Here is a 22,773-nt window from a genome sequence, read left to right as displayed (position 1 = left end):
GCGCCGTGCCGAACGGCCCGGCGCACGCGACATGCGCTGCGGTTACTTGGGTGTGACCCAGATCTGACGCTTGTTCGTGTTGGCCGTGTAGAGCTGCACGGCCGTGCCGTTGGCGGTCGCACCGCCGGTCACGTCAAGGACCTTGCCCGAAGTCACGTGCACGATCTGCCCCTTGGCGTTCACGGACCAACGCCGGGCCGCGGACCCGTTGCAGTCGTACAGGGTGATCCGGTTACCGTGGGTGCCGGCATTGCGCGCGTTGTCCAGGCACTTGCCGAGTGCGCGGAACGTGCCGTCCTTGCCGAGGATCCACGACTGGGCCGCGGAGCCGTTGCACGCGTAGAGCTGGATCTGCGTACCGTTGGCCGCCTTTCCGCCCTTCACGTCAAGGCACTTGGCTCCGATGCCGCTCACCCTGCCCTGCGGGGAGAGCGCTGCCCCGGCGCCGGCGGCGAGGCGGCGCAGCCCCTGGACGTCGAACTGCTGGACGTAGGTGTCCGCGCGCCTGTCCTGGTAGGCGTGCGTGGGGGAGCACATGGCCGGGAACTGGCCGGAGTCCGTCCCCTTGACGCAGTCGCTCTTGGCCAGGCTGCGGTTGGCGTGCGTCAGGCCCAGTGTGTGCCCGAGCTCGTGGCTGACGTGGTTGCGCATGTACGTCTCGCCCATGGCGGCCGTCGGCTTGCCGGCCGAGGTGAAGAACTCGTCGTCCATGTAGGCGTTTCCGCTGGTCACGGTGGCGGGTACGGAGGAGCTGGTGAAGCCGCAGCTGAGGTTCGCGCTGCCCGACCCGTCGCGGACCACCTTCCAGCCCGAGTTGCCCATGCTGCCGCCCTCGGCCGGCGGGACGCACGGGCGGTGCAGGACCCCGATGATCACTTCGCCCTCTGGTCTGACGTAGTCCCAGCCGACCGGCTTCGGATCGACGGTCACCGGCAGGTTGGTGATGCGCCTCAGGTCGGCGGCGGAGGCTGCACGTACGGGGCCAGCCAGTCCGCGGGCTTCTGGTCGTAGAACTTGATCGTGTAGCCGGTCTGTAGTTCTCGAAGACGGTCCCGTCACTGCTGTACGTGGCGGAGTCCTCCGTGCCGAAGGCGTTCGAAGTCAGCTGGAGACCCCCACGATCGCCACCGCGACCGCCGCGGCAACGATGGACTTCCGGTGCTTGCCTGTCCATCGCAAGTGTTCGCTGCCCTCTCATCAAGAATCGCCTCCCGCCGGCCCTGCGACGGCAGGGGGCGGGAATCGAACGAATGATAGGGCGGTGCGTCAAAGGTGCAGGCGGGCAACCGAGTTGGCCCCTCGGCGACAGCTCAATCCGGCGTCGGCGTCAGGCCGAAACGGCTGGCCCGCATCTACCGCTTCGCCGCCACCGCGTTCGCGATCAACCCCGCAGGGTCGGTCGACCGGGGCGACCTCGCCGGTGGCGCAGGCTGCTTCGACCAGGCCCACATCGGCCCCGGGTTCCGGACGTTCACCGGGCTTGCGGCCGACCTCGTACGTCGAAGTACGGCGGCGGTTCCTGCGCGGACATCCGGGCCACGTGCCGGACAGTTCGCCGCATCCGGCCGAGTGATTCCTTACAAGAGCGACAGCTCACGGCGCGCTAATTTGGGGGCACCCCAAAGCAGAGGAGAGCCCCGTGGGCCAGGTGGTCATGTACAGCACGGTGTCGGTGGACGGCTTCGTCGCGGACGAGAATGACCAGCCCGGACCGCTGTTCGACTGGTTGACCAGCGGTGACGTCCCCTTGGACGAGAGCGGTGTGCTGAAGGTGTCGCAGACGTCCTACGACTACACCCGGCCGTACTGGGATCGGATCGGGGCGACAGTCGTCGGCCGCCACGTCTTCGACATCACGGACGGCTGGGACGGGAAGCCTCCGGGCGGGATCGACCACGTGGTCGTCGTGACGCACCGGCCGGCGCCCGAGGGCTGGGATCCGGAGGCGCCGTTTCACTTCGTCGACGGCATCGAGGCAGCCGTGGCCAAGGCCCAGGAGCTTGCGGGTGACCGCCTGGTCGAGGTCGCCGCCGGCGACGTCGGTGGCCAGGTGCTCGCCGCGGGCCTGATCGACGAGGTGCGCATGGACGTCGCACCCGTCGTGTTCGGGTCGGGCAAGCGATACTTCGGGTCGGTCCACGCGCAGCACCTGTTGGAGGATCCTGACGTGGTGATTCAGGGCGACCGGGTGCTTCACCTGCGCTATCGGGTGCGCCGTTGACCCCTATGAGCGGGTAGGCGACGAAGGCCGCGTGAGCGCATCGCTGTCCCCGGTCGGGCAGCCGACGCCGGTCCGCGCCCTCACTGGTTGCCGGTTGCCGTCGTATATCGGCCGCCCTCCCATCAGAGCTCCTGATCGTGCGAGGGTGATGTGGGGCGGCAGCACCGAGCGGCCCCGCGCAGTCCCTCAACCGCCGCGGCGGGCGTATGGCGGCTCGGCCGTACCCGCCGCTGCACCCTGCCCACCCACGCCGGCCTCGAAGACGCCGTCAGCCGTCAACCGCGCGTACCTGGCTGCGCGAGTCGTACCGGAACCCCGTCCTGCGGAGCCACGACGGTGAAGAGCGCCCCCTCCGGATCGGCGAGGACGACCCAGCGGTTCATCCGGGACGTCTGCACGGGAGAGGCGACCCTGCCGCCCAGCCGGGTCGCGGCGTCGGCCACCGCCTCCAGGTCCGGCACGCGGAAGTGGACGTGCCACCGGGGGCGCACCTCGGGATCCGGCGCCTCCTCGAGCGCGCCACCGCTGATGCGGGCCACGGTGTCGTGTCCGTGACGCAGGACGACGTGGGCGTGCTCGTAGGAGACCGCGCAGCAGCCGGGACGCGATCCGGCCCACTCGAGGACCTCCCCGTAGAAGATGGCCGCCGCGAAGGCGTCCCGGGTCCGCAGCTCCAGCCACGCCGGCGCGCTGCCCCGGCCGACCGACCAGTCGGGCACGACCTCACCCTGCCAGAACCCGAAGACGGCCCCGGCGGGATCCGCCGCCAGGGCGATGCGGCCGGTGCCGAAGGCCAGCGGACCGACCGCCATGGTGGCGCCGCGTTCGACGACCCGGGCGGCGGTCACGTCGGCGTCCTCGACGGCGAAGTACGGCGTCCACACCACCGGCGCGCCGGGACTCCCGCCGAGTGAGCCGATGCCCGCCACGGGGGCGCCGTCGCGGAACGCGACCGTGAGGCCGGCTTCGAGGTGGGTGGCGCGGAAGTCCCAGCCGAGTACGCCGGCGTAGAACCGCCGTGTGGATTCGAGGTTCCGGGCCAGCAGGCTCACCCAGCACGGGGCACCGAAGATCTCGTGGCTCGAAGTCGACACAGCTGTCAGCCTCATCTGCCGTTCTGGGGGGACCGGACCCCTCCACCGTAGACCTGGGGGCGGCGCCGGGCCGCGAGGCTGTGCCCGGCGACCGGCTGGATTCGGCCCCGTCGGCGGGGGTAGGCGCGTCGTGGATCCGCGGTCCCCCGTTCGGCGGGGCGCGGCCCGGAGAAGGGAGTGATCGCCATGCGCACGGCGGCAGCACGGGTCATGGGGGCGGCCACGCTCGGTTACGGAGTGGCGGTCGCCTGCCGGCCCCGTGTGCTGGCACGGCCCTGCGGCCTGCCGGACCACGGCTCCTCCGCCCTGCTGATCCGGGCCCTGGGCGTACGGGACGCGGTCATCGGCGCCGCGATGGTGGCGGCCCCCGGGGGCGCTGCGCTGCATACGGCCGTTCTGTGCCGGGTCGCGGTCGACGCGGGTGACGCGCTGCTCTTCGGCACCTTCCTGGCCCGCCGCACCGAGCGCGCCAAGGCCGCCGCGGCCGCCCTGGCCTGGTCGGCGCTGTGCGGGTGGACGCTGGGCGGCGGCCGCGCAGACGCGGCCCTGATCGAGGACGCGGCCAACGTCGCCGTACGGGGAGCCCAGGCCGCCTCGCGCGCGGAACTCTGAAGAACACGTGGAGGCCGACGCCGTCCACGAGCAGATCGTGCGCCATGAAGTCGTCGCGGGCCTCCTCGCCGACGAGCCGCGCCTCGAGGCGGACGTCGCCTTCGGCTGCGCCGCGACCGTCCTGCTGGAGGACCGCCTCGCGGCGCACCTCCCGAGGCCTGGGAGCAGGGGCGCAGTGCGTTGCGAACCTCCCTGCCGCAGGCTTGAGAGCGGACGCACGGGCGCGTGTTTGGCCGGCGAGGGGCCGGGCAGCCGCGTCAACACATACGGAAGCGGACCAACCCCGACCGGAGGAGCTGTTTCGCATGTCTGAGCATGTCTGGAGCTACCGGCCGGCATCGGGTCACCTGGCCTGGGCCGACCTCACCGGATACAAGGTCGAGGCCACCGACGGAACCATCGGAAAGGTCGACAAGCACTCCTACGACGTGGGCGATGCCTACCTGGTCGTCGACATCGGTGTGTGGATCTTCGGCAAGGAGGTCCTCCTCCCGGCGGGCACCGTCTCCCGGATCGACCTGGAGGAGGAGAAGGTCCACGTGAACGCCACGAAGGACCAGATCAAGAACGCCCCCGAGTTCCACCGGGACAAGCACCTGCAGGACCCCGGCTACCGGCAGGAGCTCGGTACCTACTACGGCACCGGCGGGCTGCCCGGCGAAGGCCCGGTCGGCAGCCATCGCGCGTGACGGCGCAGGAGCCCCCGCTGCCCGGCCCACGCCTGCCCCGCCGTTGAGAATTCCGTTGAAAATCATGGGGCGCGCCGCTGATTAAGGCGGATTTCGAGGGTACACGCCACCTGAGACGCCACGGCGGATCCACCTGGTCCGCCGAATTCCGAAGTGGGAACGAGGGCATCATGATTGTTGTCGGTCTTATTCTTCTGCTCGTCGGATTTCTGACCGGGATCTCCATCCTGTGGACCATCGGGATAATCCTTCTCGTGGTGGGCGCGGTGCTGTGGATCCTCGGCTCCGTCGGGCATGCGGTCGGCGGCCGACGCCACTATTGGTAGCCGGTCGGCCCGGCGCCGCCACAGGCGTGCGTGGTTCCCATTTCCGAGTACATTCCCCGGGGAGTGATCAGCTGTGTCGGGTAAGGAGAAGAGCCGGGCCAAGGCCGAGCAGGCCAAGGGAAAGCTCAAGGAGACGGCAGGCCGCGCGGTGGGCAATGAACGAATGACCGCGGAGGGCCGCTCCGAAATGGCCGAGGGCGATGCCCGCCAGGCCAAGGAGAAGGTCAAGGATGTCTTCAAGCGCTGACGCGCACCAGTGTTTCCGCCGAGGTCCCGCACCCCCCAGGGGCGCGGGACCTCGGCATGTGCACGGCGGGGTCGGCCGCGACGACGGATGCACGGAGCCGCGATACGTGTGAACGTGGGACGGCAAGGTTTCCGCGGGTGCGTGTGGCATCGGGGCGCTCACCTCGAAGGCGGCCACCTGTATCGACCTGAACCCGGGAGCGATGGGCGGCGGCGCAATGCGAAGCGTGGGCGTGGAGGAAGAGCTGCTGCTGGTGGACGCCACCACCGGTGAGCCGCTGGCGGTGTCGGGCGCGGTCCTGGAGGACGCGCACCGCTGCTCCGGGGAGTGCTCCAGGAGCGGGGGAGTGCAGGAGCACGTCTTCGAGCCGGAGCTCCAGAGGGAGCAGGTGGAGTTCGCCACCAAGCCGGTCACCGAGATGGGGGAGCTCCACGAGGAGATCCTCCGGTGGCGCGCGGAGGCGTCCCGGCATGCCGCGACCGCCGGAGCCCTCGTGGCGGCACTCGGGACCTCACCCCTGCCCGTACGGCCCTCGCTGAGCGCCGGGAAGCGGTACAAGTGGATCTCCGAGCAGTTCGGCCTCACCGCTCAGGAGCAGCTGACCTGCGGATGCCACGTCCACGTCTCGGTCGAGTCGGACGAGGAGGGCGTGGCCGTCCTCGACAGGATCCGCCCGTGGCTCGCGACCCTGATCGCGATGAGCGCGAACTCCCCGTTCTGGCAGGGCGCGGACAGCGGCTACGGAAGCTATCGGAGCCGGGTGTGGAACCGGTTGCCGTCGGCCGGGCCGGTGGACGTCTTCGGGTCCGCCGACCGCTACCACGAGCAGGTCCGCGCAATGGTGCGCACCGGTGTGCTGCGCGACGAAGGGATGATCTACTTCGACGCCCGCCTGTCGGCCGTCTACCCCACGGTGGAGGTCCGGGTCGCCGACGTGTGCCTGGAGGCGCGGACCACGGTGCTCCTGGCCGCCCTCGTCCGCGCGCTGGTCGAAACGGCCGCCCGGTCCTGGCGCGCCGGAGAGCCGCCGGCCCGCGTCGGTACGGACCTGCTGCGGCTGGCGGGCTGGCGCGCCGGCCGGTCGGGGCTGGACGGACCGCTGCTGGACCCCCGGACGATGGGGGAGATCGCGCCGGGCGACGCCGTACGGGCCCTCCACGAGCACGTCCGCGAGGCGCTCGTCGACCACGGTGACCAGGAGCGGGTGTGTGCGGAGATCGCCGTGCTCCTGGAACGCGGCAACGGCGCCCGCACGCAGCGCGCGCTGCTGAGCGAGCGGGGCGATCTCGCCGGCGTCGTCCTGGGCTGCGCGGATATCACCACGGCCACGCCCGCCGCGTGAGGCCGCAGCGGCTCAGTCCGCCGCGGTGTAGCGCACGCGCGCCCAGAGCGGGAGCACGAACCAGCACAGCAGGTACCAGGCCAGGACCCCCGCGACCAGCCACGGCACGACGGCGTTGTGGGTGGCCACCCTCAGCACGAGCAGCAGGGCGGAGGTGCAGGTGGCCAGGAGCAGGATCAGCCCGATGAAGGTCAGGCGCGAGGCCCATGCGACCGCCTCGGGCTTGATCTGCCGGCCCGAGACGATGCGGTGGAAGGAGACGGGACCGATGAGGGCCCCCGTCGCCAGTGCGCCGAGCATCACGGTGACGATGTAGATCACCTTGTCGGTCTGCGGCAGTCCTTGGAAGTGCGCGGTGAAGGCGACGGTCAGCAGGAATCCGAAGAGGATCTGTACGCCCGTCTGCGCGACGCGGATCTCCTGGATGAGCTCCTGCCACTGGCGGTCGGCGCGCTCCTCCACGCTCTCCCTGCGCCCGTCCCGGGCATGCTCGGTCATGCTGCCTCCCTCTGTCCGACGTGGAGTGCGTGCGTGCGCACCGGACGTCCCGTCACTGTGCACCGGCCGGCGCACGCGCGGAGCGCTTCCGAGCCGGTGACCTTGAGGTCACCGGCCAGGGGTACCCGGAGGGGGGCGTCCGTGAAACGCCCCTTCGCCCGCGTCACCGGGTCGCCCTCGCGCCGGGCACCGGCCGGGCGGCGGGCTCCCGCGCCCGCTCGGCGTTGAACTGGGCCCCGGTGAGCAGGGCCAGGTTGGCGAACCAGAGCCAGACGAGGAAGACCACCACACTGGCCAGCGAGCCGTAGAGCCGGCCGTACGTGTCCAGCTCCGTGTACAGCGTGAAGAGCCCCGAGGCGGCCAGCCAGAGCAGGGCCGCCAGGACCCCGCCGGGCAGCCCCCGCCGGGTGCCCCTGATCCGGGCCGGGCCGGTGCGGAAGACGATCAGCACCAGGAGGGTGACGACCACCAGCTGCACGGGCCAGCGCAGCAGCACGATGCCGTCCGGGCCGCCCCCGCCCGTCGCCCGTACGACCCAGTGGGCCAGCGGCCCCGACACGAGCAGTCCCACAGCGCCCACGAAGAGCAGGACCAGCAGCAGGGCGGTCATCAGCAGCGTGTGGGCCGCACGGAGCGGGGGCCGGGTGTCGGGCACCCGGTACATCGTGTGCAGGGCCCGGCGGAAGACGGCCAGATAGCTGCACGCCGACCACAGGGCGCTGAGCACACCGCTGATCAGCAGGGCCCACATCGAGGTCCGCTCCGCCGACAGGCCACCGAGTGCGTCGCTGAGCACCTGCGCCGACTGGGGCGGTGCGTACGAGGCGATCTCGGCGATCAGCCGGTCCCGTGTCGCCTCGCCCAGCAGCCCCACGAGGGAGACCGCGATGACGAGCGCGGGAAGGAGTGCGAGGACGGCGTAATAGGTGAGGGCCGCGGCGTGGTCGGTGAGGTTCTCGGTCCACACGTGGACGGCCGTACGCCGCAGCGCGGCGCGGACGCGCGCCGCGGGGGCGGCGGGCGCACCGGCTCGGCGTGGTGCGGTGCGGAAAATGTCGGTCACACGGCGCGAGTGCCCGGACAGGCCCGTGACATGCGCCCTCGGGTCGCCGAGTACCACCGCCGGCCGGACGGACACGGTCGCAGTATTCATGGCGGACCGTCAGCGGTGGGCGCGTACCGGGCCGTTGGCCGGGTAAGCGCGCCCCCATGACATGGAGCCACGCGCGACGGCGCGTCGAGGAGTCCGAGGAGTCCGAGGAACGGGCCACGACGGCCACCGGGCGGCAACGCCGTCCGGCCCATCCGGTCGTCCGGGCGCTGGCCATGCTGCTGGCCTTCGTCGGGACCGTCCTGTTCAGTGCGGTGCTGGCCCGGCTGACGCTGGAACCGTCCGCCGCCTCGGCGGACCTCGTGCACAGCAATGTCCGGCCCGGACATTCGATCAGCGCCTACCTGGACGGGACATCGACGATCGAGGCACTGCGCCAGCTGGGCGGGAACCTGCTGCTGGGGCTGCCGTTCGGGGTGCTCCTGCCCGTCCTGCTGCCCCCGGCCCGGGGGCTGCTGCGGGTCGCGGCGGTGACGGTCGTCCTGATGACCCTGGTGGAGCTCACCCAGGGCGCCCTCATCACGGGGCGTGTCTTCGACATCGACGACGTCATCCTCAACACGGCCGGGGCGCTCATCGGCTACCTGCTGATCGGCCTGCGGCTGGGGCGGGCGGTGCACCCGCGCCGCAGGCACTGGTGGAACCGCTGACCCCGGGCGGGTGGTGCGCCCGCCACCCGCCCCGGGATCAGACCTCGCGCCAGCGGGCCATCGCCCAGGAGAACGCCCCGAAGAGGATCAGCCCGACGGCGACCACGACCAGCAGCCACGGCCCCGCCGGCGTCTGGGTGAACGACCTCAGGGTGTCGTCGATGCCCTTGGCCTGCGCCGGGTCGTAGCGCACCGCGGCGAACACGACGAAGCCGCCGACCGCCGCGAAGAGGGCGCCCCGGGCCAGGCCGCCGGCCACCCCCAGGAAGTCGACCGCCTTGCGCCACCGCTCCGAGACCCCGCCCATGGCGAGATGCTTGCGGAAGGTACGCCGCGCCGCCTGCACCGCGATGACCACGCCGGCCACGGCGATGCCCAGGCCGGCCGCGCCCACCAGCCACCGCCCGGCGGGCAGGTCCATCGCCTGCGCCGTCACATCGCGTGACTGCTGGTCTCCGGAGCGAGCGTTTCCGCCCGCCGCGAAGGACAGGACGGAGAAGGCGACCACGGCGTAGAAGACGGTCCGTCCCGCCGCGGCCAGCCGCTTCGTCACCTTGTCCCCGTCCGGCCCGGCCGCACCGAAGACGGCCTCCGACAGGCGCCACAGCATCATTCCCACGAGCCCGATGGCCACGGCCCAGACGAGAACGCTGCCGAACGACCTGCCGGCGAGCTCCTGCAGGGCGCCCTGCCGGTCGGCCTCCTTGCCCCCGGAGTCACCGAGGGCGACGCGCAGGGCCAGCACCCCGACCAGTACGTACAGCACCCCGCGTGCCAGCAGCCCGCAGCGCGCCGTGACCTCCCGCGCCCTGCCGCCGCGGGACGCTGCCCGGACGCCCTTTTCCGCCTGCGCGCTTCGCATGGTGGTCAGACCTCGCCCCGCCAGGCGCCCGTAGCGACTCCACGGGACTCGATGAACAGCTTGAAACGCCGCAGATCGCCGGCGACCTGGCGCTTGACGAAGCCGAGCTTGTCGGCGGCGCTCTCGGCCAGCCCCTCGGGCACCCAGTTCATGTGCAGCACGACCTTGGTGGTGGTCGCGTCGATCGGCTGGAAGGTCACCAGCCCCGCCTGGCGCGTCTCCCCTTCCACCGTCATCCACGCGACGCGGCGGTCCGGCAGCTGCTCGGTGATCTGCGCGTCGAACTCACGCTGCACGCCGTTCACGTTCGTCACCCAGTGGGTGAGCGTGTCCGTGCGCTGGTCGATGCGCTCGACCCCCTCCATGAAGGCCGGGAACTCCTCGAACTGCGTCCACTGGTTGTAGGCCGTGCGTACGGGAACGTTGACCTCGACGTACTCCTCGACGTGCGACATGCGTCTCCCTTCCGTGCCGTCTGCGGCCCCGCGTCCTGCGAGGACCCTTCAACGGCCCGGCTACCCGTCCCAGGGCCCCGCATGCGCCGATGCGGCCTCATGCCGCCGGGCTCCGATGCCGATGGCAGGGACGAGCACAGGGACGAGCACGGTGACAGGCGCCCGGTGGGCGCGACGAGAGCCGGGCGGAAGGAGTGGTCGTGGCGGAGACGGACCTGGACGCGTTCGCCGAAGTCCTGGGCGGCCCCGTGTACGTGGTCACCGTGGCGGCCGGGGGCGAGCGGTCGGGCTGCCTCGTGGGCTTCGCCTCGCAGTGCTCGATCCGGCCGCCGCGCTTCATGGTGTGGCTCTCCGTGCGCAACCACACCTACCGTGTGGCGCGCGGTGCCTCGCACCTGGCGGTGCACGTGCTGGACCGCGGCGGGCAGCCGCTGGCCGAGCTGTTCGGCGGGGAGACGGGCGACGAGGTGGACAAATTCGGGCGGGTCGACTGGCGGCCCAGCGCCGACGGCAGCCCGGTGCTGAGCGGAGCCCGCGCCTGGTTCGTCGGCCGGATCGAGGCACGGACCGACGGGGGCGATCACGTCGGCTTCCTCCTGGCACCCACCGAGGTCTGCCCACCGGTCCGGCCCGCACCCGTGCTGCTGCGGTACGGCGACGTCAAGGACATCGACCCCGGGCACCCGGCCTGACCGGCCATGTGCCCGGGAAGCCGGACGGCGGCCGCACGCGGTGCCCGGGGGGACGGGACACCGGCGCGGCCGCCGTTCTCGGTGGGTCGCCGCCCCGCTCGAAACGGCGACCCACCGACACTGACGCGTATGGCCGCGAATCGAGGGCTCAAACAGCAGCACCGGAAGAGAGCGCGGTGACGTGGGCCACGCCGTGCCGGCCGGGGCCGCCCCGCACCCTCGTACCTACTGGTACGTGACGTGCACGGTGCGGAAGCCGAGGGAGTGCAGCAGCCCCTCCAGCATCGCCGTCGTGTTCTTCTCGGCGCGCTCCGCGAGACCGCTGTCGCGGGCCGCCTCGCCGATGTGCTGCGCGGCGAGCTTCTGCACGGCCTGCTCACCGGCCGGGTTGTCGGAGAACAGATCGCCGATCCGGTCCAGCAGGCCGCGCTGCTTGGACACCGCGTACGAGCGTTCCGGATCCAGAGCGGCGGTCCCGAGCACCGGGCGCGGCAGCCGGACGGTGGCCTCGGTCCGGTCTCCGTTCACCGTGACGCTCCGCTCGCCGAGGCCGCCCATGTCCACGTAACCGCCGACCGTGCCGGCCCCGACGTACAGGGTGCGCGTCCCCCGGATCGCATCCGGCAGGAACGCCGCGTCCTTCTCCAGGTCCACGACCACCTGGAAGTTGCCGACGGCGGCCTCGTAACGGTGCATGTCCTGCAGTGACTTGAGCAGCGCGGGGCCGGAGCGGTCGCGGGTCTGCGCACCGAACAGTCCGCCGAACCCCGGCACCAGGCTGAAGCGCTCCACGAGCACGAGCAGTACGACGACCACCGCCAGGCCGACGGCGATGCGCCCCCACCACGGGCGACGCGCGCCGCCCGGCCGATCCGAAGAGGTTTCCATGTCCCGCGGATACCCCCTGCACGCGGTTCCAGCATGCGGGGACCGGGACGGTGGCCTACCGGTGCCGGGCCAGCGTGTGGACCAGGACGAGAAGGGCGAAGGCGATGACGATCAGATGGACCCAGGCGGGACCGGGCGCTGCGGTCAGGGCCGGGGAGGTGAGCGCGTTCGATGTCATACCGCCCGCCTGCCCCCGAGGGCCGCGCTGAAGCTCCCGTACGGGAACCCGGGCGCGGGACGGGCCGGCCGGGTCAGCGGCCGGTGGACCTGCCGGAGGTCAGCCGCGACGCCTCGATCTCGGCCCAGACGGCCTTGCCGTTCTCGTGGGTGCGGGTGCCCCAGCGATCGGAAAGACGCTCCACGATGTAGAGGCCGTGGCCGCCCGGCAGTCCGCGCTGCGGGGACGGGTGGCGGCGGGGCAGCGTCGTCGTGCCGTCGAAGACCTCGATCCGCAGGACCTCACCGGCCGAGAGGACGAGTTCGACGCAACCCCCCGCGTGCAGCGACGCGTTGGTGAGCAGCTCGGACACGAGGAGCAAGGTGTCCTCGGAGGTCTCGGTCCCGTCCCAGCCCCAGTCCAGCAGGGCCTGGCGCGTGAAGTCGCGGCCCTTGGCCACATGGCCGCGCACGCCCGAAAGGGCCAGCCGGCGGCGCTGTCCCGCGAGGGAAGGTCCGGCAGGCCGTCGATCGCCGGTTTCCGGTCCGATGGTTTCCACTGTGCTCTCTCACCCCCACCGTTGACGCTGGTTCTTGTTCGCGGGAACGAAGCGGTCCCCCCGGGCCCGCGGGCACCTGAACATGCCCGCGACATTCTAGGGGACAGCCGTTCCCTCAGGAGGTGGTCATGTGCAGTCTCAGAGTGAGGCCGCTGTCGAGGGCGCGGATCTCGACCAGGTCGCACAGCTGGTGGATCATCCACAGGCCGCGGCCGCCGTTGGCCGACGCCAGTGCGGGGCGACGGCGCCCCGCCAGCGGGTCGGCGAGGTGGCCGCCGTCGCGGATCTCGGCCACGACCGTGCCGTCGGCGGTGCTCCACAGCCGGAGCGAGCCCTTCCCGTCCCCGTGGGCGAGGGAATTGGCGGCGGCCTCGCTGACAGCGAGGACGAGATCGCCCCGCCGGGCCGCGCTCAGCGTCGTGCCGCGGGCCCAGCCCTCGGTCTGGGCCCGCACCTCGCCCAGCTCCCCGTGGGTGTACGCGAGCCGGGGCGCGGCGCCCTCGGGCTCGGGCAGGGGGTGGTCGCACCCGGCGCAGACGGAGGCGGCGTCGGTGTAGTGCGGGCTGAGGAGGACCTTGCCCTCCTCCATCACCACGGGATGCGTCCGCCGGGCGTCGGACACCACGGAGGCCGGCAGGCCCAGGGTGTCGTACGGGCACAGGACGGTGGCCCGCCGCCCCGCGAAGGCGGTGTTGATGAGCGCCTCGTGCCGGGTGGCCTCCAACGCCTCGGCCTGCGAGCGGCCGGGCCAGATCGGCTCGCCCACGATCCGGGCCGGCCGGTCCGCACGGCGGTCGGCGAAATCCTGCAGGGAGGCCAGGATGCGGCCGGGGTTGCGCCCCAGTTGTGTCATGTCCACCCACGTGACGTCGGCCGAGGTGGGGCCGATGCTCTCGCGCAGAGCGTCCAGGTGCCCGCCGGGCACCGCCACCATCACCGGCTCGTCGGCCGCGAGGGCGTCCCGTACGAAGCCTCCCACGCCTGCCAGGTACTCCTCGTGACCCCGGTAGAGGAGGGCGGGGTGGACGAAGGCCCCGGGATCGGTCGACGCAGGAAGGTTGATCATGCTGCGACCTCCAGCGCGGCACATTCGTCCGGGAACATCTCCACTACCTTGCGGAGCGAGTATGGCGGGTGGTGGAGCAGCAGGCGACGCCCCTGACCGGCAACAGCGGCGTTCGCCTGCACCAGCGCGGCGACGGCGGCCGCGTCGAGGAAGGCCACGGCGGAGAGGTCGAGGTGGACGACCGCTCCGGGGATCCGGATGACGACGCCCAGCGCCGCGCTCAGGATCGGCCGCGAGTCGAGGTCGCAGCTGCCGCTCAGCAGGGCGCCGGGACGGTCGCGCAACGGCCGGGCGGTCAGCGTCGGCACCGCCCCGGTTCCGGCCCCGGTGCCCGCACTGGTCCCCGTACCGGTGTGCGCGCACCGCACGACGGCGTCCGCCCACATCACGTCGTCGTAGAGCGGCTGCGCGCCGACGGGCGGTACGGACCCGTCGTGCCGGTGGGGTGAGGGCATGACCGTGGCCTACGCCGAGAGCATTCCGGCGCGCAGCCGGGTCAGCGTGCGGGAGAGCAGGCGCGAGACCTGCATCTGCGAGATGCCCAGTTCCGCACCGATCTCGGCCTGGGTCTTCTCCTGGCCGAAGCGCAGCTGCAGGATCAGCCGGTCGCGTTCGTCCAGTTGCTCCAGCAGGGGTGCGAGGGTGTGGAAGTCCTCGAAGAGTTCCATGGCGGGGTCGACGTCACCGAGCCGGTCCGCGAGCGGACGCATCGTTCGGCTCGTGGCCGACGGCTCCTCGCTCTCGGCGCCGGTGTCCAGGGAACCGCTCGTGTAGCCGTTCGCGGCGACCAGCCCGTCGATGACCTGTTCCTCGGTCAGTTCGAGGTGCTGGGCGACCTCCTTGACCGTCGGGGACCGGCCCAGGACGTCGGTCAGGGCCTCCTGGGCCTTGGCGAGCTCCGTACGCAGTTCCTGCAGACGGCGCGGCACGTGCACGGCCCAGGTGGTGTCACGGAAGTACCGCTTGATCTCACCGGTGATGTACGGCAGGGCGAGGGTCGAGAACTCGACCTCGCGCTCCGGGTCGTAGCGGTCGATGGCCTTGATGAGACCGATGGTTCCCACCTGGATGATGTCGTCCATGTCCAGGCCCCCGCCCAGGACGCGGGCGCGGAAGCGCCGCGCGGCGAACTGCACGAGGGAGAGGTTCATCTCGATCAGGGTGTTCCGGGCGTACTGGTACTCGTGCGTGCCCTCTTCCAGCGTGCGCAGGCTCAGGAAGAAGAGCTTCGAGAGCTCGCGTGCGTCGGCAGGCGGCATCTCCCGGGCGTTCTTCACCTCGGGCAGTTCCACGTCCTGCCCGGGGGCTCCCACGACGGCGGGCGCAGCGGGCGTGATCTGCACGTCTGTTGCACGAATGGGGCTTACGGCGGTGGCCGAGCGAGTCATGTGGCCGTTCCCTCCCGATTGACTGACGGCTGCTCGGGCGCTTGTGCCCCGACTTCCGGGTCCTATTCGCTCTGCGCGGAAAACTTTTCCTCCGGTCGCCGGAGGGGGAGGCGAGTCCGGTCTCCGGGCGTGTGTGCGGCGGGGCTTGGCGTCCTCGTCACGTCAACGAGCAGGCATACTCCCTTGCGAAGCCGTAGACAGGTGACGATCCGGGGAGGCGGACATGACCGGAGCAGCGGACGCGTACCACGAAGGCGTCGTCGGGGACAGTTACCCCGCCGGGGCCGGGTGGGTGGTGGCGGCGCACGGGGAGCTCGACCAGGACACCCTGGCCCCTCTGGAGACGGCGCTCGTCTCGGCCGCGGACCGGCACGGACTGGTCGTACTGGACGCCGGCTCCATCACCTTCGGCGACTCGTCGTTCCTGAATCTGCTGCTGCGGCTGCACCGTCAGACCACGCTGCGCGTCGCCGCCCCGGGCGAGCAACTGCGCCGCCTGTTCGCCCTGACGGGCGCCGACACGGTCCTCTCCCTGCACCCGAGCGTCGAGGAAGCCGCCGGGGGGTCATGAACGGCATGCCCCGCCCGGACCGGCCGGCGGGCCGGTGTGCGGGTCCGGGTTCGGGTGCGCATGCGGGTCGGGTGCGCCGACGGGGCGGAAGCAGGCCGTGATCGCCTTTCCGCCGTGGCACGCGTGGACGTCCCAGGAGTCGGCGAGGACGGTGACGATCCCGAGCCCGCGGCCCGACGTGGCGCCGACATCGCCGTCGGCGTCGGCCTCCTTCGGGCGGGGCAGGCGAGGATCGCCGTCGGCGACGCTCACATGGACGCAGACACCGTCCCAGGAGAGCACGAGGTGGGCGGTGCCCTCCGCGTGCAGATGGGCGTTCGTGACGAGTTCGGAGACGCTGAGGAGCACGGAATGAGCCGTGTCCGCAGCCGATGCGTCCTCCCACGGCAACGAGTCCAGATGCGCGGCGGTCCACTGCCGTGCCGCCCGCACCCCCCTCGACACCGGGAACGAGCGTGCCCAGCCCACGGCCTTGACCGCCAACGCCCTCACCTCATTTCATCAATTGTGTCGTTCGTCACCGGTTCGTCTACCCCCCGATCGCGCGAGCACCCACGGCTCGCACCGCCCTGCGGGGAGCAGCTGATTCGCGGCGGCCCGGTGAACGGGTGATCAGGTGCCCCGGGTCGGCGCTAGCCTTCATCACTGGTCGTATGTCGGTGGCGGATCCCCCGGCCGGGCCAGGGCGTCCGGTGCGCATACGCGCCGCGTCCTGTCCCGTGTACCGGCACGGTCGATGTCTAGAGTGAGGTTGGCGGATGGCTGAGCGGACGGGCACGGAGGCGTTGGGCGGTTCGCCCGCACTTCCCGGCGAGGACAGGATCGGCGAATCGGAACTGCGCCAACTGCTGGCCGGCCTGACGGCCGTACGGGACGGGGACTTCCGTACCCGGCTGCCCGACACGGCGGACGGACTGCTCGGCGAGATCGCCACGGTCTTCAACGGGATGGCCGACCAGCTGTCCCTGTTCACGTCCGAGGTGACGCGGGTGGCCCGCGAAGTGGGCACCGAGGGCACGCTCGGCGGTCAGGCGGACGTACCCGGGGTCGGGGGAGCCTGGCTGGACCTCACGGATTCGGTCAATTTCATGGCCGGAAACCTCACCGCCCAGGTGCGTTCCATCGCGCAGGTCGCGACGGCCGTGGCCAAGGGCGACCTCTCGCAGAAGATCACCGTCACCGCGCGCGGAGAGATCCTGGAGCTGAAGGAGACCATCAACACGATGGTCGACCAGCTCTCCGCCTTCGCCGGGGAGGTCACCCGCGTCGCCCGTGAGGTCGGCACCGAGGGCAGACTCGGCGGCCAGGCGGACGTCAAGGGTGTCTCCGGAACCTGGAAGGACCTGACGGAGTCGGTCAACGTCATGGCCGACAACCTGACGGCCCAGGTGCGTTCGATCGCGGAGGTCACCACGGCGGTGGCCCAGGGGGATCTGACACAGAAGATCCGGGTGGACGCGCGCGGGGAGATCCTGGAGCTGAAGGAGACCATCAACACGATGGTCGACCAGCTCTCGGCCTTCGCCGACGAGGTGACCCGGGTGGCCCGTGAGGTCGGCACCGAGGGCAACCTCGGCGGCCAGGCCACGGTCCGTGGGGTCTCCGGCACCTGGAAGGACCTCACCGACAACGTCAACGTCATGGCGTCCAACCTGACGGGGCAGGTGCGCTCCATCGCCCAGGTCGCCACCGCCGTCGCCCGCGGCGACCTCTCGCAGAAGATCATGGTCGAGGCCAAGGGCGAGGTCGCCGCGCTGGCCGGAGTCATCAACACGATGGTGGACACGCTCTCCGCGTTCGCCGACGAGGTGACCCGGGTGGCCCGCGAGGTCGGCACCGAGGGCAGGCTGGGCGGGCAGGCACAGGTTCCCCATGTCGCGGGCACCTGGAAGGACCTCACCGACAACGTCAACTCGATGGCGAACAACCTCACCGGCCAGGTCCGCAACATCGCCCTCGTCACGACGGCCGTCGCCAACGGCGACCTGTCCAAGAAGATCGACGTGGACGCCCGCGGGGAGATCCTCGAGCTCAAGACCACCATCAACACGATGGTCGACCAGCTCTCCGCCTTCGCCGCCGAGGTCACCCGCGTCGCCCGCGAGGTCGGCAGCGAGGGCCGGCTCGGCGGCCAGGCCGAGGTCGAGGGCGTCTCCGGCACGTGGAAGCGCCTGACCGAGAACGTCAACGAGCTGGCCGGCAACCTGACCCGCCAGGTCCGGGCCATCGCCGAGGTCGCCAGCGCCGTCGCCGAAGGCGACCTGACCCGGTCCATCACCGTCGACGCCTCCGGCGAGGTCGCCGAACTCAAGGACAACATCAACTCGATGGTGGGTTCGCTGCGCGAGAGCACGCGGGCCAACCAGGAGCAGGACTGGCTCAAGTCCAACCTCGCCCGCATCTCGGGCCTGATGCAGGGCCACCGGGACCTCGCCGCCGTCGCCGAGCTCGTCATGGACGAACTGACGCCGCTCGTCGCCGCCCAGTACGGCGCCTTCTACCTCGCCGAGGACAGCCCCCACGGCACCGTACTCACCCTGGTCGGCTCGTACGGCCGTCCCGCCGGAGCGGGCGAGGGCACCGGCTTCGCCCTCGGCGAATCCCTGGTCGGACAGGCCGCACGCAGCCACCGCATCATCGCCACCGACCAGGTCCCCAGCGGCTACGTCATTTCCTCCGGGCTCGGCCACACCACCCCGGGCAGCCTGATCATCCTGCCGATCGTGGTGGAGGACCAGGTCCTCGGCGTGATCGAGCTCGCCTCCTTCTCCGCCTTCACACCCGTGCACCGGGACTTCCTCGGCCAGCTGATGGAGACCATCGGTGCCAACGTCAACACGATCGTCGCCAACGCCCGCACCGACGAGCTCCTCGGCGAGTCCCAGCGGCTCACCGGCGAACTCCAGGCACGCTCGGAGGAACTCCAGGTCCAGCAGGAGGAACTCCAGCGCTCCAACGCGGAACTGGAGGAGAAGGCCGCCCTCCTCGCCAGCCAGAACCGGGACATCGAGGCCAAGAACCTGGAGATCGAGCAGGCCCGGCAGGAACTGGAGACCCGCGCCCAGCAGCTGTCGCTGGCCTCCACCTACAAGTCCGAGTTCCTGGCCAACATGAGCCACGAGCTGCGCACCCCGCTCAACAGCCTGCTCATCCTGGCCCAGTTGCTCGCCCAGAACCCGACGCGCAACCTCAGCCCGAAGCAGGTCGAGTACGCGGGCATCATCCACTCGGCGGGCTCGGACCTCCTCCAGCTGATCAACGACATCCTCGACCTGTCGAAGGTCGAAGCCGGAAAGATGGACCTCAACCCCGAGCGGGTGCATCTGCCGCAGCTGCTCGAGTACGTCGACGCCACCTTCCGCCCGATGACCACGCAGAAGAGCCTCGACTTCACCGTCACCACCGCCCCCGACGCCCCGGCCGACCTGCTCACCGACGACTCACGCCTGCGGCAGGTCCTGCGCAACCTGCTCTCCAACGCCGTCAAGTTCACCGAGCGCGGCGGCGTCGAACTCCGCATCGAACCCGCCACCGCCCCCGAGCTCCCCGCCGGGCTCCAGGGCCGCGGGCCCATGCTGGCCTTCCGGGTACGGGACACCGGCATCGGCATCCCCGACCAGCAGCTGGAGTCCGTCTTCGGCGCGTTCCAGCAGGCCGACGGCACCACCAGCCGCAAGTACGGCGGCACCGGCCTCGGACTCTCCATCAGCCGCGAGATCGCCCAGCTCCTCGGCGGCGCCGTCACCGCGGAGAGCACCCAGGGGCAGGGCAGCACCTTCACCCTCTACCTGCCGGTCAGCCGCGCGGACTACGAGGGCGAGCGCCTTCCCGACGCCCCCGCGCAGGCCCCGTACACGGCGGCCACCACCGCGGCCGCCGAGCCGTCCGGGGGCGCGGCCACGGCCGCCGTCCCGCCCCAGCGGCAGGCCCGCCGCCTCCTGGTGATCGAGGAACGGCCCAACGGCCTCCTCTCCCTCGTCGCCGAGAGCGCCGACCGGGACTTCGCCCCCCGCCACCGGTCGGGCGGGGACCACGGCGGAATCCAGGTCGTCAACGCCACGAGCTCGCGGGATGCCGCCGCCGCCCTGGCGGCGGACTCCTTCCACTGCGTCGTCCTCGAACTCGACATGCCCGACGGCGAAGCCCTGCGCTTCCTCGACGCACTCGACGGAGACCCGGCCCTGTCCTCCCTGCCGGTGCTCGCGCACAACAACCCCCGCTGGAAGTCGGGACAGGAACAGGCATTGCGGGAGCGGTCCGTGTCACGCCACCTGGAGCTGCTGTCCAGCCTGGACGAGCTCCGGGAACGCATCGTGCTGCACCTGTCCGCCGACCAGCCGGGAGACGTCCTTCCGCTCGTCCACGAGGGGGCGGAGGGGCAGCAGACCGTGACCCCGGTGCTCGACGACGGCCTGCTCGGACGCACCGTCCTCGTCGTCGACGACGACGCGCGCAACCTGTACGCCCTCAGCGGTGTGCTCGAACTGCACGGTGTGCGCGTCCTCCACGCGGAGGACGGACGCAAGGGCATCGACACGCTCACCCGCAACGAGGGCGTGGACCTGATCCTGATGGACGTGATGATGCCGGAACTCGACGGCTATGCGGCGACCGCCGAGATCCGGCGGATGCCGGCCTACTCGGGGCTGCCCATCATCGCCGTCACCGCCAAGGCCATGCCGGGGGACCGGGAGAAGAGTCTCGCAGCGGGGGCCAGCGACTACGTGACGAAGCCGGTCGACGCCGACGACCTCATCGCCCGTGTCCGGCACTGGCTCACCGGATGACCGCCCTCCCTCCTGCCCCTGCCGCCCCGCTCGCACCGCCTGTACGGTCGGGAGCCCCGCAGCCCGTTCAGCAGGGCCACCCCGACCGTCCCACCAAGGAGCCGGCAGTACGGTGAGTACCCCCGACACACAGCAGCACGACGATGCCCGGACGCCGGGAGCGGTGGTCGGGGAGCCATGCCGCAACGCCATTCCGCACCAGGCCCCCACACCGCTCGGACGCCTGGTCGCCACCGTCGAACGGCTGCGCCGCGAAGTGCGGGAGGCACACGCCGCCGCCGACGGCAGGGCCCTGGTCGAACTGGCCAAGGGCATCCTGATCGGGCAGCTGAACTGCACCCCCGCCGCGGCGGCCCGGCAGCTCGACGAGCTGTCCCGCGAGACCGGGCTGCCCCCGCTCGAACTCGCCGCCGACATCGTCAACCAGGCGGCCCGCGACCACGTCAGCGAGGTCGCCGCCGAGTTCGCCCGGCGCACCGGCACACCGGAACCGGCCGAGCGGTCCACCGCCGTCGCGGTACGGCTGCGCACCGCCGAGAGCGGGGTACTGGCCGCGGCCGCGGACACCCAGGCGGTGGCCGAGTCCCTCCTCACGAACGCCCTGGGCCCCCTGGGTGCGGTCGCCGTCGCCGTGTGGAGCGCGGCCCCCGACGGCTCCCTGGCCCTCGCCGGGCACGCCGGGTTCGCGCCCGGGGAGGCCGCGCGCTGGCGCCACGTACCCCCGGGTGTCTCCACCGTCGCCCGCCTCGCACTGCGCGAGCGCCGCCTGGTCGCGCTCGCCCGCCTCAGCCGCGAGGGGCTTCCCTCGATCGGCCACCTCCAGTGGCCCGACGGCGGGCGGATGGCCGTACCCGCCGGGACCGGCGGCCGGATCCACGGCGTCCTCGAAATCTGCTGGCCGCAGCCGCTCGCGCCGCAGCCCCCGCAGATCGAGCGCCAGGTCGAGGCCCTCGCCGAACTGTGCGCCCGCACCATGGACGCCGCACCGCCGGGCGGGCGCGGCACCCCCGAAGCGGTGCTCCCGGACGTCGCCGAGCTGATCGACCTCTCCGAGGGCCTCCACGATCCCGCCGTGGTCCTCACCCCCGTGCTCGACACCGACGGCCGGCTGACCGACTTCCGCATCCGCCACGCCAGCAGCCGCTTCGTCGATCCCGCCGGGCGGCAGCGCGGCGACGTGAACGGCGCGCTGCTGCTGGAGGCCTACCCGATGGCGGCCGGCGAGAGAGGGCTGTTCGACATCGTCGAGCGCGTCCACGCGACCGGCGAGCCCTTCCGCGCCGAACGCATGAGCCTGACCGCGCTGGTCGACCAGATCCCCCTCACCTCCGTCGCGGACATCAGCGTCAGCCGGCACGGCGCGGCCGTCCTGCTGATCTGGCGCGTCGAGGACGAGACCGCGCGACTGGCCGACCTCCTCCAGCACGCCCAGCGGCTCGGCCGGATCGGAGGCTTCGAGGAGAACCTCGTCACCGGCGAGACCACCTGGAACGCGCAGCTGTACGCGCTGCACGGACTGCCCGCCACCGCGCCACCCGTACACCTGCGGGAACTGCCCGACTACGCCCACCCCGACGACTCCGCCGCCCTGGGCCGCTTCCTGCGGGCCGTACTGCGCTACCGCCGTCCGGCATCCGTCAACCTCCGCCTGCGGAGGTCCGACGGGATCACCCGCCACGTCCGCGTCGTCGCCGAGCCCGTCCTCGACGCCGACCAGCGCCTGCATGCCGTCCGCGGCGCCTACCAGGACATCTCCGCACAGCACTGGACCGAGGTCGCCCTCGCCGCGACCCGGGACCAACTCGCCCACAGCGAGGCCGAGTCCGCCGAGCGCAACCGCCTCGCCCTGCAGCTCCAGCACGCCATCATGCCGCCCACCCCGCCGGCCATCGAGGCCCCCGGGCTGCGCGTCGCCGTCCGCTACCGGCCCGCGGAGACCGAGTCGCTCGTCGGCGGCGACTGGTACGACACCGTGGTCCTGCCCTCCGGGCTGATCATGCTGTCCGTCGGAGACGTCGCCGGGCACGGCATCGAGGCCGCCACCGGCATGGTCGTCCTGCGCAACGCCCTGCGCGGACTCGCCGTGACCGGAGCGGGCCCCGCCCAGCTGCTGTCCTGGCTCAACACGGTGACCCACCACCTCGCCAAGCACGTCACCGCCACCGCGGTCTGCGGACTCTTCGACCCCACCACCAGGGTGATGCGCTGGGCCCGCGCCGGGCACCTGCCGCCCGTACTCGTCCGCGGCGGCGAGGCCGAGGCCTTCCCGCTCATCGAGGGCCTGCTCCTGGGTGCGATCCCCGAAGTCACCTACGCCGAGCGGGAGGTGCGCCTCGAACCGGAGGACACCCTCCTGATGTTCACGGACGGCCTGGTGGAGCGGCGGGACTCCTCGGTGCAGGACTCCCTCGGCCACCTCGTGAACGCGGCGGCCGCCTGCGCCGGAGACCTGGACCAGCGGCTGGACCGCCTCCTCACCGAGAGCCGGTCCGACACGGACGACGACACCTGCGTGATCGGAATCCAGGTCGGCTGAGTGGGGCGGGGCGACGGCCTAG

At 71.7% G+C, this 22,773-nt stretch carries 24 protein-coding genes and 1 pseudogene; 12 read left to right on the top strand and 13 right to left on the bottom strand.

The window, feature by feature from the left end:
• Positions 1–42 precede the first annotated feature (42 nt).
• The gene (locus OG753_RS02300; RefSeq protein WP_405786891.1) at positions 43–930 is read right to left on the bottom strand and encodes a ricin-type beta-trefoil lectin domain protein; all 888 of its coding nucleotides are present in this window, start codon (positions 928–930) and stop codon (positions 43–45) included.
• Between the two features lie 709 nt (positions 931–1,639).
• Here OG753_RS02300 and OG753_RS02295 point away from each other — a divergent pair.
• Entirely contained in the window at positions 1,640–2,221 is a 582-nt protein-coding gene (locus tag OG753_RS02295) for a dihydrofolate reductase family protein (protein ID WP_327260386.1), read from the top strand.
• A gap of 275 nt (positions 2,222–2,496) precedes the next feature.
• Here OG753_RS02295 and OG753_RS02290 read toward each other — a convergent pair whose 3' ends face one another.
• Entirely contained in the window at positions 2,497–3,315 is an 819-nt protein-coding gene (locus OG753_RS02290) for a VOC family protein (RefSeq protein ID WP_327260385.1), read from the bottom strand.
• Positions 3,316–3,501: 186 nt separating this feature from the next.
• Between OG753_RS02290 and OG753_RS02285 the strand changes: the two genes are divergently transcribed.
• The 6 genes and pseudogenes from OG753_RS02285 (at position 3,502) to OG753_RS02260 (ending at position 6,531) form a co-directional block, all read left to right on the top strand.
• The gene (locus OG753_RS02285) at positions 3,502–3,927 is read left to right on the top strand and encodes a hypothetical protein (protein WP_405786890.1); all 426 of its coding nucleotides are present in this window, start codon (positions 3,502–3,504) and stop codon (positions 3,925–3,927) included.
• A pseudogene (locus OG753_RS02280) lies at positions 3,923–4,134 on the top strand (iron-containing redox enzyme family protein); the annotation flags it as partial. The gene OG753_RS02285 and the pseudogene OG753_RS02280, both read left to right, overlap by 5 nt.
• Before the next feature lie 98 nt (positions 4,135–4,232).
• Positions 4,233–4,616, top strand: coding sequence for a PRC-barrel domain-containing protein (locus OG753_RS02275; protein ID WP_327260383.1), 384 nt, complete (start codon positions 4,233–4,235; stop codon positions 4,614–4,616).
• 170 nt (positions 4,617–4,786) lie between these two features.
• Positions 4,787–4,942, top strand: a complete 156-nt coding sequence (locus OG753_RS02270; protein WP_229920453.1) for a DUF6131 family protein — start codon at positions 4,787–4,789, stop codon at positions 4,940–4,942.
• 73 nt (positions 4,943–5,015) lie between these two features.
• Positions 5,016–5,189, top strand: coding sequence for a CsbD family protein (locus OG753_RS02265; RefSeq protein WP_405786889.1), 174 nt, complete (start codon positions 5,016–5,018; stop codon positions 5,187–5,189).
• A 217-nt stretch (positions 5,190–5,406) separates the two neighbouring features.
• Positions 5,407–6,531, top strand: a complete 1,125-nt coding sequence (locus tag OG753_RS02260; RefSeq protein WP_405786888.1) for a glutamate--cysteine ligase — start codon at positions 5,407–5,409, stop codon at positions 6,529–6,531.
• A 12-nt stretch (positions 6,532–6,543) separates the two neighbouring features.
• Here the strand turns inward: OG753_RS02260 and OG753_RS02255 are convergent, their stop codons facing one another.
• Together OG753_RS02255 and OG753_RS02250 are read right to left on the bottom strand one after the other, a co-directional pair.
• Positions 6,544–7,029, bottom strand: a complete 486-nt coding sequence (locus OG753_RS02255; protein ID WP_327260380.1) for a DUF6328 family protein — start codon at positions 7,027–7,029, stop codon at positions 6,544–6,546.
• A gap of 163 nt (positions 7,030–7,192) precedes the next feature.
• A complete protein-coding gene (locus OG753_RS02250; protein ID WP_383190993.1) occupies positions 7,193–8,092 on the bottom strand; it encodes a YihY/virulence factor BrkB family protein in 900 nt (299 codons plus the stop codon).
• 146 nt (positions 8,093–8,238) lie between these two features.
• On the opposite strand from OG753_RS02250, the gene OG753_RS02245 reads away from it, so the two are divergent.
• Positions 8,239–8,790, top strand: coding sequence for a VanZ family protein (locus OG753_RS02245; RefSeq protein WP_327260379.1), 552 nt, complete (start codon positions 8,239–8,241; stop codon positions 8,788–8,790).
• A 37-nt stretch (positions 8,791–8,827) separates the two neighbouring features.
• Here OG753_RS02245 and OG753_RS02240 read toward each other — a convergent pair whose 3' ends face one another.
• Together OG753_RS02240 and OG753_RS02235 are read right to left on the bottom strand one after the other, a co-directional pair.
• Positions 8,828–9,652, bottom strand: coding sequence for a DUF1206 domain-containing protein (locus OG753_RS02240; protein WP_327260378.1), 825 nt, complete (start codon positions 9,650–9,652; stop codon positions 8,828–8,830).
• Positions 9,653–9,657: 5 nt separating this feature from the next.
• On the bottom strand, positions 9,658–10,107 hold the full coding sequence (locus OG753_RS02235) for an SRPBCC family protein (RefSeq protein WP_327260377.1): 450 nt from the start codon (positions 10,105–10,107) through the stop codon (positions 9,658–9,660).
• 200 nt (positions 10,108–10,307) lie between these two features.
• On the opposite strand from OG753_RS02235, the gene OG753_RS02230 reads away from it, so the two are divergent.
• Positions 10,308–10,799: a flavin reductase family protein gene (locus tag OG753_RS02230; RefSeq protein ID WP_327260376.1), complete on the top strand. Its 492-nt coding sequence runs from the start codon at positions 10,308–10,310 to the stop codon at positions 10,797–10,799.
• Between the two features lie 225 nt (positions 10,800–11,024).
• Here OG753_RS02230 and OG753_RS02225 read toward each other — a convergent pair whose 3' ends face one another.
• From OG753_RS02225 to OG753_RS02200, 6 genes are all read right to left on the bottom strand, one after another.
• On the bottom strand, positions 11,025–11,687 hold the full coding sequence (locus OG753_RS02225; RefSeq protein ID WP_405786885.1) for a DUF4230 domain-containing protein: 663 nt from the start codon (positions 11,685–11,687) through the stop codon (positions 11,025–11,027).
• A gap of 55 nt (positions 11,688–11,742) precedes the next feature.
• On the bottom strand, positions 11,743–11,865 hold the full coding sequence (locus OG753_RS02220) for a hypothetical protein (RefSeq protein WP_327260374.1): 123 nt from the start codon (positions 11,863–11,865) through the stop codon (positions 11,743–11,745).
• A 73-nt stretch (positions 11,866–11,938) separates the two neighbouring features.
• Complete coding sequence (locus OG753_RS02215) at positions 11,939–12,316, bottom strand: ATP-binding protein (RefSeq protein WP_327260373.1); 378 nt, start codon at positions 12,314–12,316, stop codon at positions 11,939–11,941.
• A gap of 202 nt (positions 12,317–12,518) precedes the next feature.
• Positions 12,519–13,469 carry an anti-sigma factor RsbA family regulatory protein gene (locus tag OG753_RS02210; protein ID WP_405786883.1) on the bottom strand — a complete coding sequence of 317 codons (951 nt, stop codon included), beginning with the start codon at positions 13,467–13,469 and terminating at the stop codon, positions 12,519–12,521.
• Positions 13,466–13,924 (bottom strand): STAS domain-containing protein, encoded by a 459-nt coding sequence (locus OG753_RS02205; RefSeq protein WP_327260371.1) that lies wholly within the window; start codon positions 13,922–13,924, stop codon positions 13,466–13,468. Before OG753_RS02205 ends, OG753_RS02210 begins: the two co-directional genes overlap by 4 nt.
• A 9-nt stretch (positions 13,925–13,933) precedes the next feature.
• Complete coding sequence (locus tag OG753_RS02200) at positions 13,934–14,857, bottom strand: SigB/SigF/SigG family RNA polymerase sigma factor (protein WP_327260370.1); 924 nt, start codon at positions 14,855–14,857, stop codon at positions 13,934–13,936.
• A gap of 223 nt (positions 14,858–15,080) precedes the next feature.
• Between OG753_RS02200 and OG753_RS02195 the strand changes: the two genes are divergently transcribed.
• A complete protein-coding gene (locus OG753_RS02195) occupies positions 15,081–15,428 on the top strand; it encodes an STAS domain-containing protein (RefSeq protein ID WP_327260369.1) in 348 nt (115 codons plus the stop codon).
• Here OG753_RS02195 and OG753_RS02190 read toward each other — a convergent pair.
• A complete protein-coding gene (locus OG753_RS02190) occupies positions 15,423–15,860 on the bottom strand; it encodes an ATP-binding protein (RefSeq protein WP_405792502.1) in 438 nt (145 codons plus the stop codon). The two genes, OG753_RS02195 and OG753_RS02190, sit on opposite strands and share 6 nt — an antisense overlap.
• Positions 15,861–16,186: 326 nt before the next feature.
• Between OG753_RS02190 and OG753_RS02185 the strand changes: the two genes are divergently transcribed.
• Together OG753_RS02185 and OG753_RS02180 are read left to right on the top strand one after the other, a co-directional pair.
• Positions 16,187–20,215 carry a HAMP domain-containing protein gene (locus OG753_RS02185; RefSeq protein WP_327260367.1) on the top strand — a complete coding sequence of 1,343 codons (4,029 nt, stop codon included), beginning with the start codon at positions 16,187–16,189 and terminating at the stop codon, positions 20,213–20,215.
• Between the two features lie 112 nt (positions 20,216–20,327).
• A complete protein-coding gene (locus OG753_RS02180; protein ID WP_405786880.1) occupies positions 20,328–22,751 on the top strand; it encodes a SpoIIE family protein phosphatase in 2,424 nt (807 codons plus the stop codon).
• Positions 22,752–22,773: the final 22 nt, after the last annotated feature.

Origin of the sequence: Streptomyces sp. NBC_00029, from assembly GCF_045160505.1 — a bacterium.
In the GTDB taxonomy this organism is placed as follows: domain Bacteria; phylum Actinomycetota; class Actinomycetes; order Streptomycetales; family Streptomycetaceae; genus Streptomyces.
The sequence above is the reverse complement of the archived record's forward strand: the minus strand, read 5'-3'. Positions and strand labels throughout refer to the sequence as shown.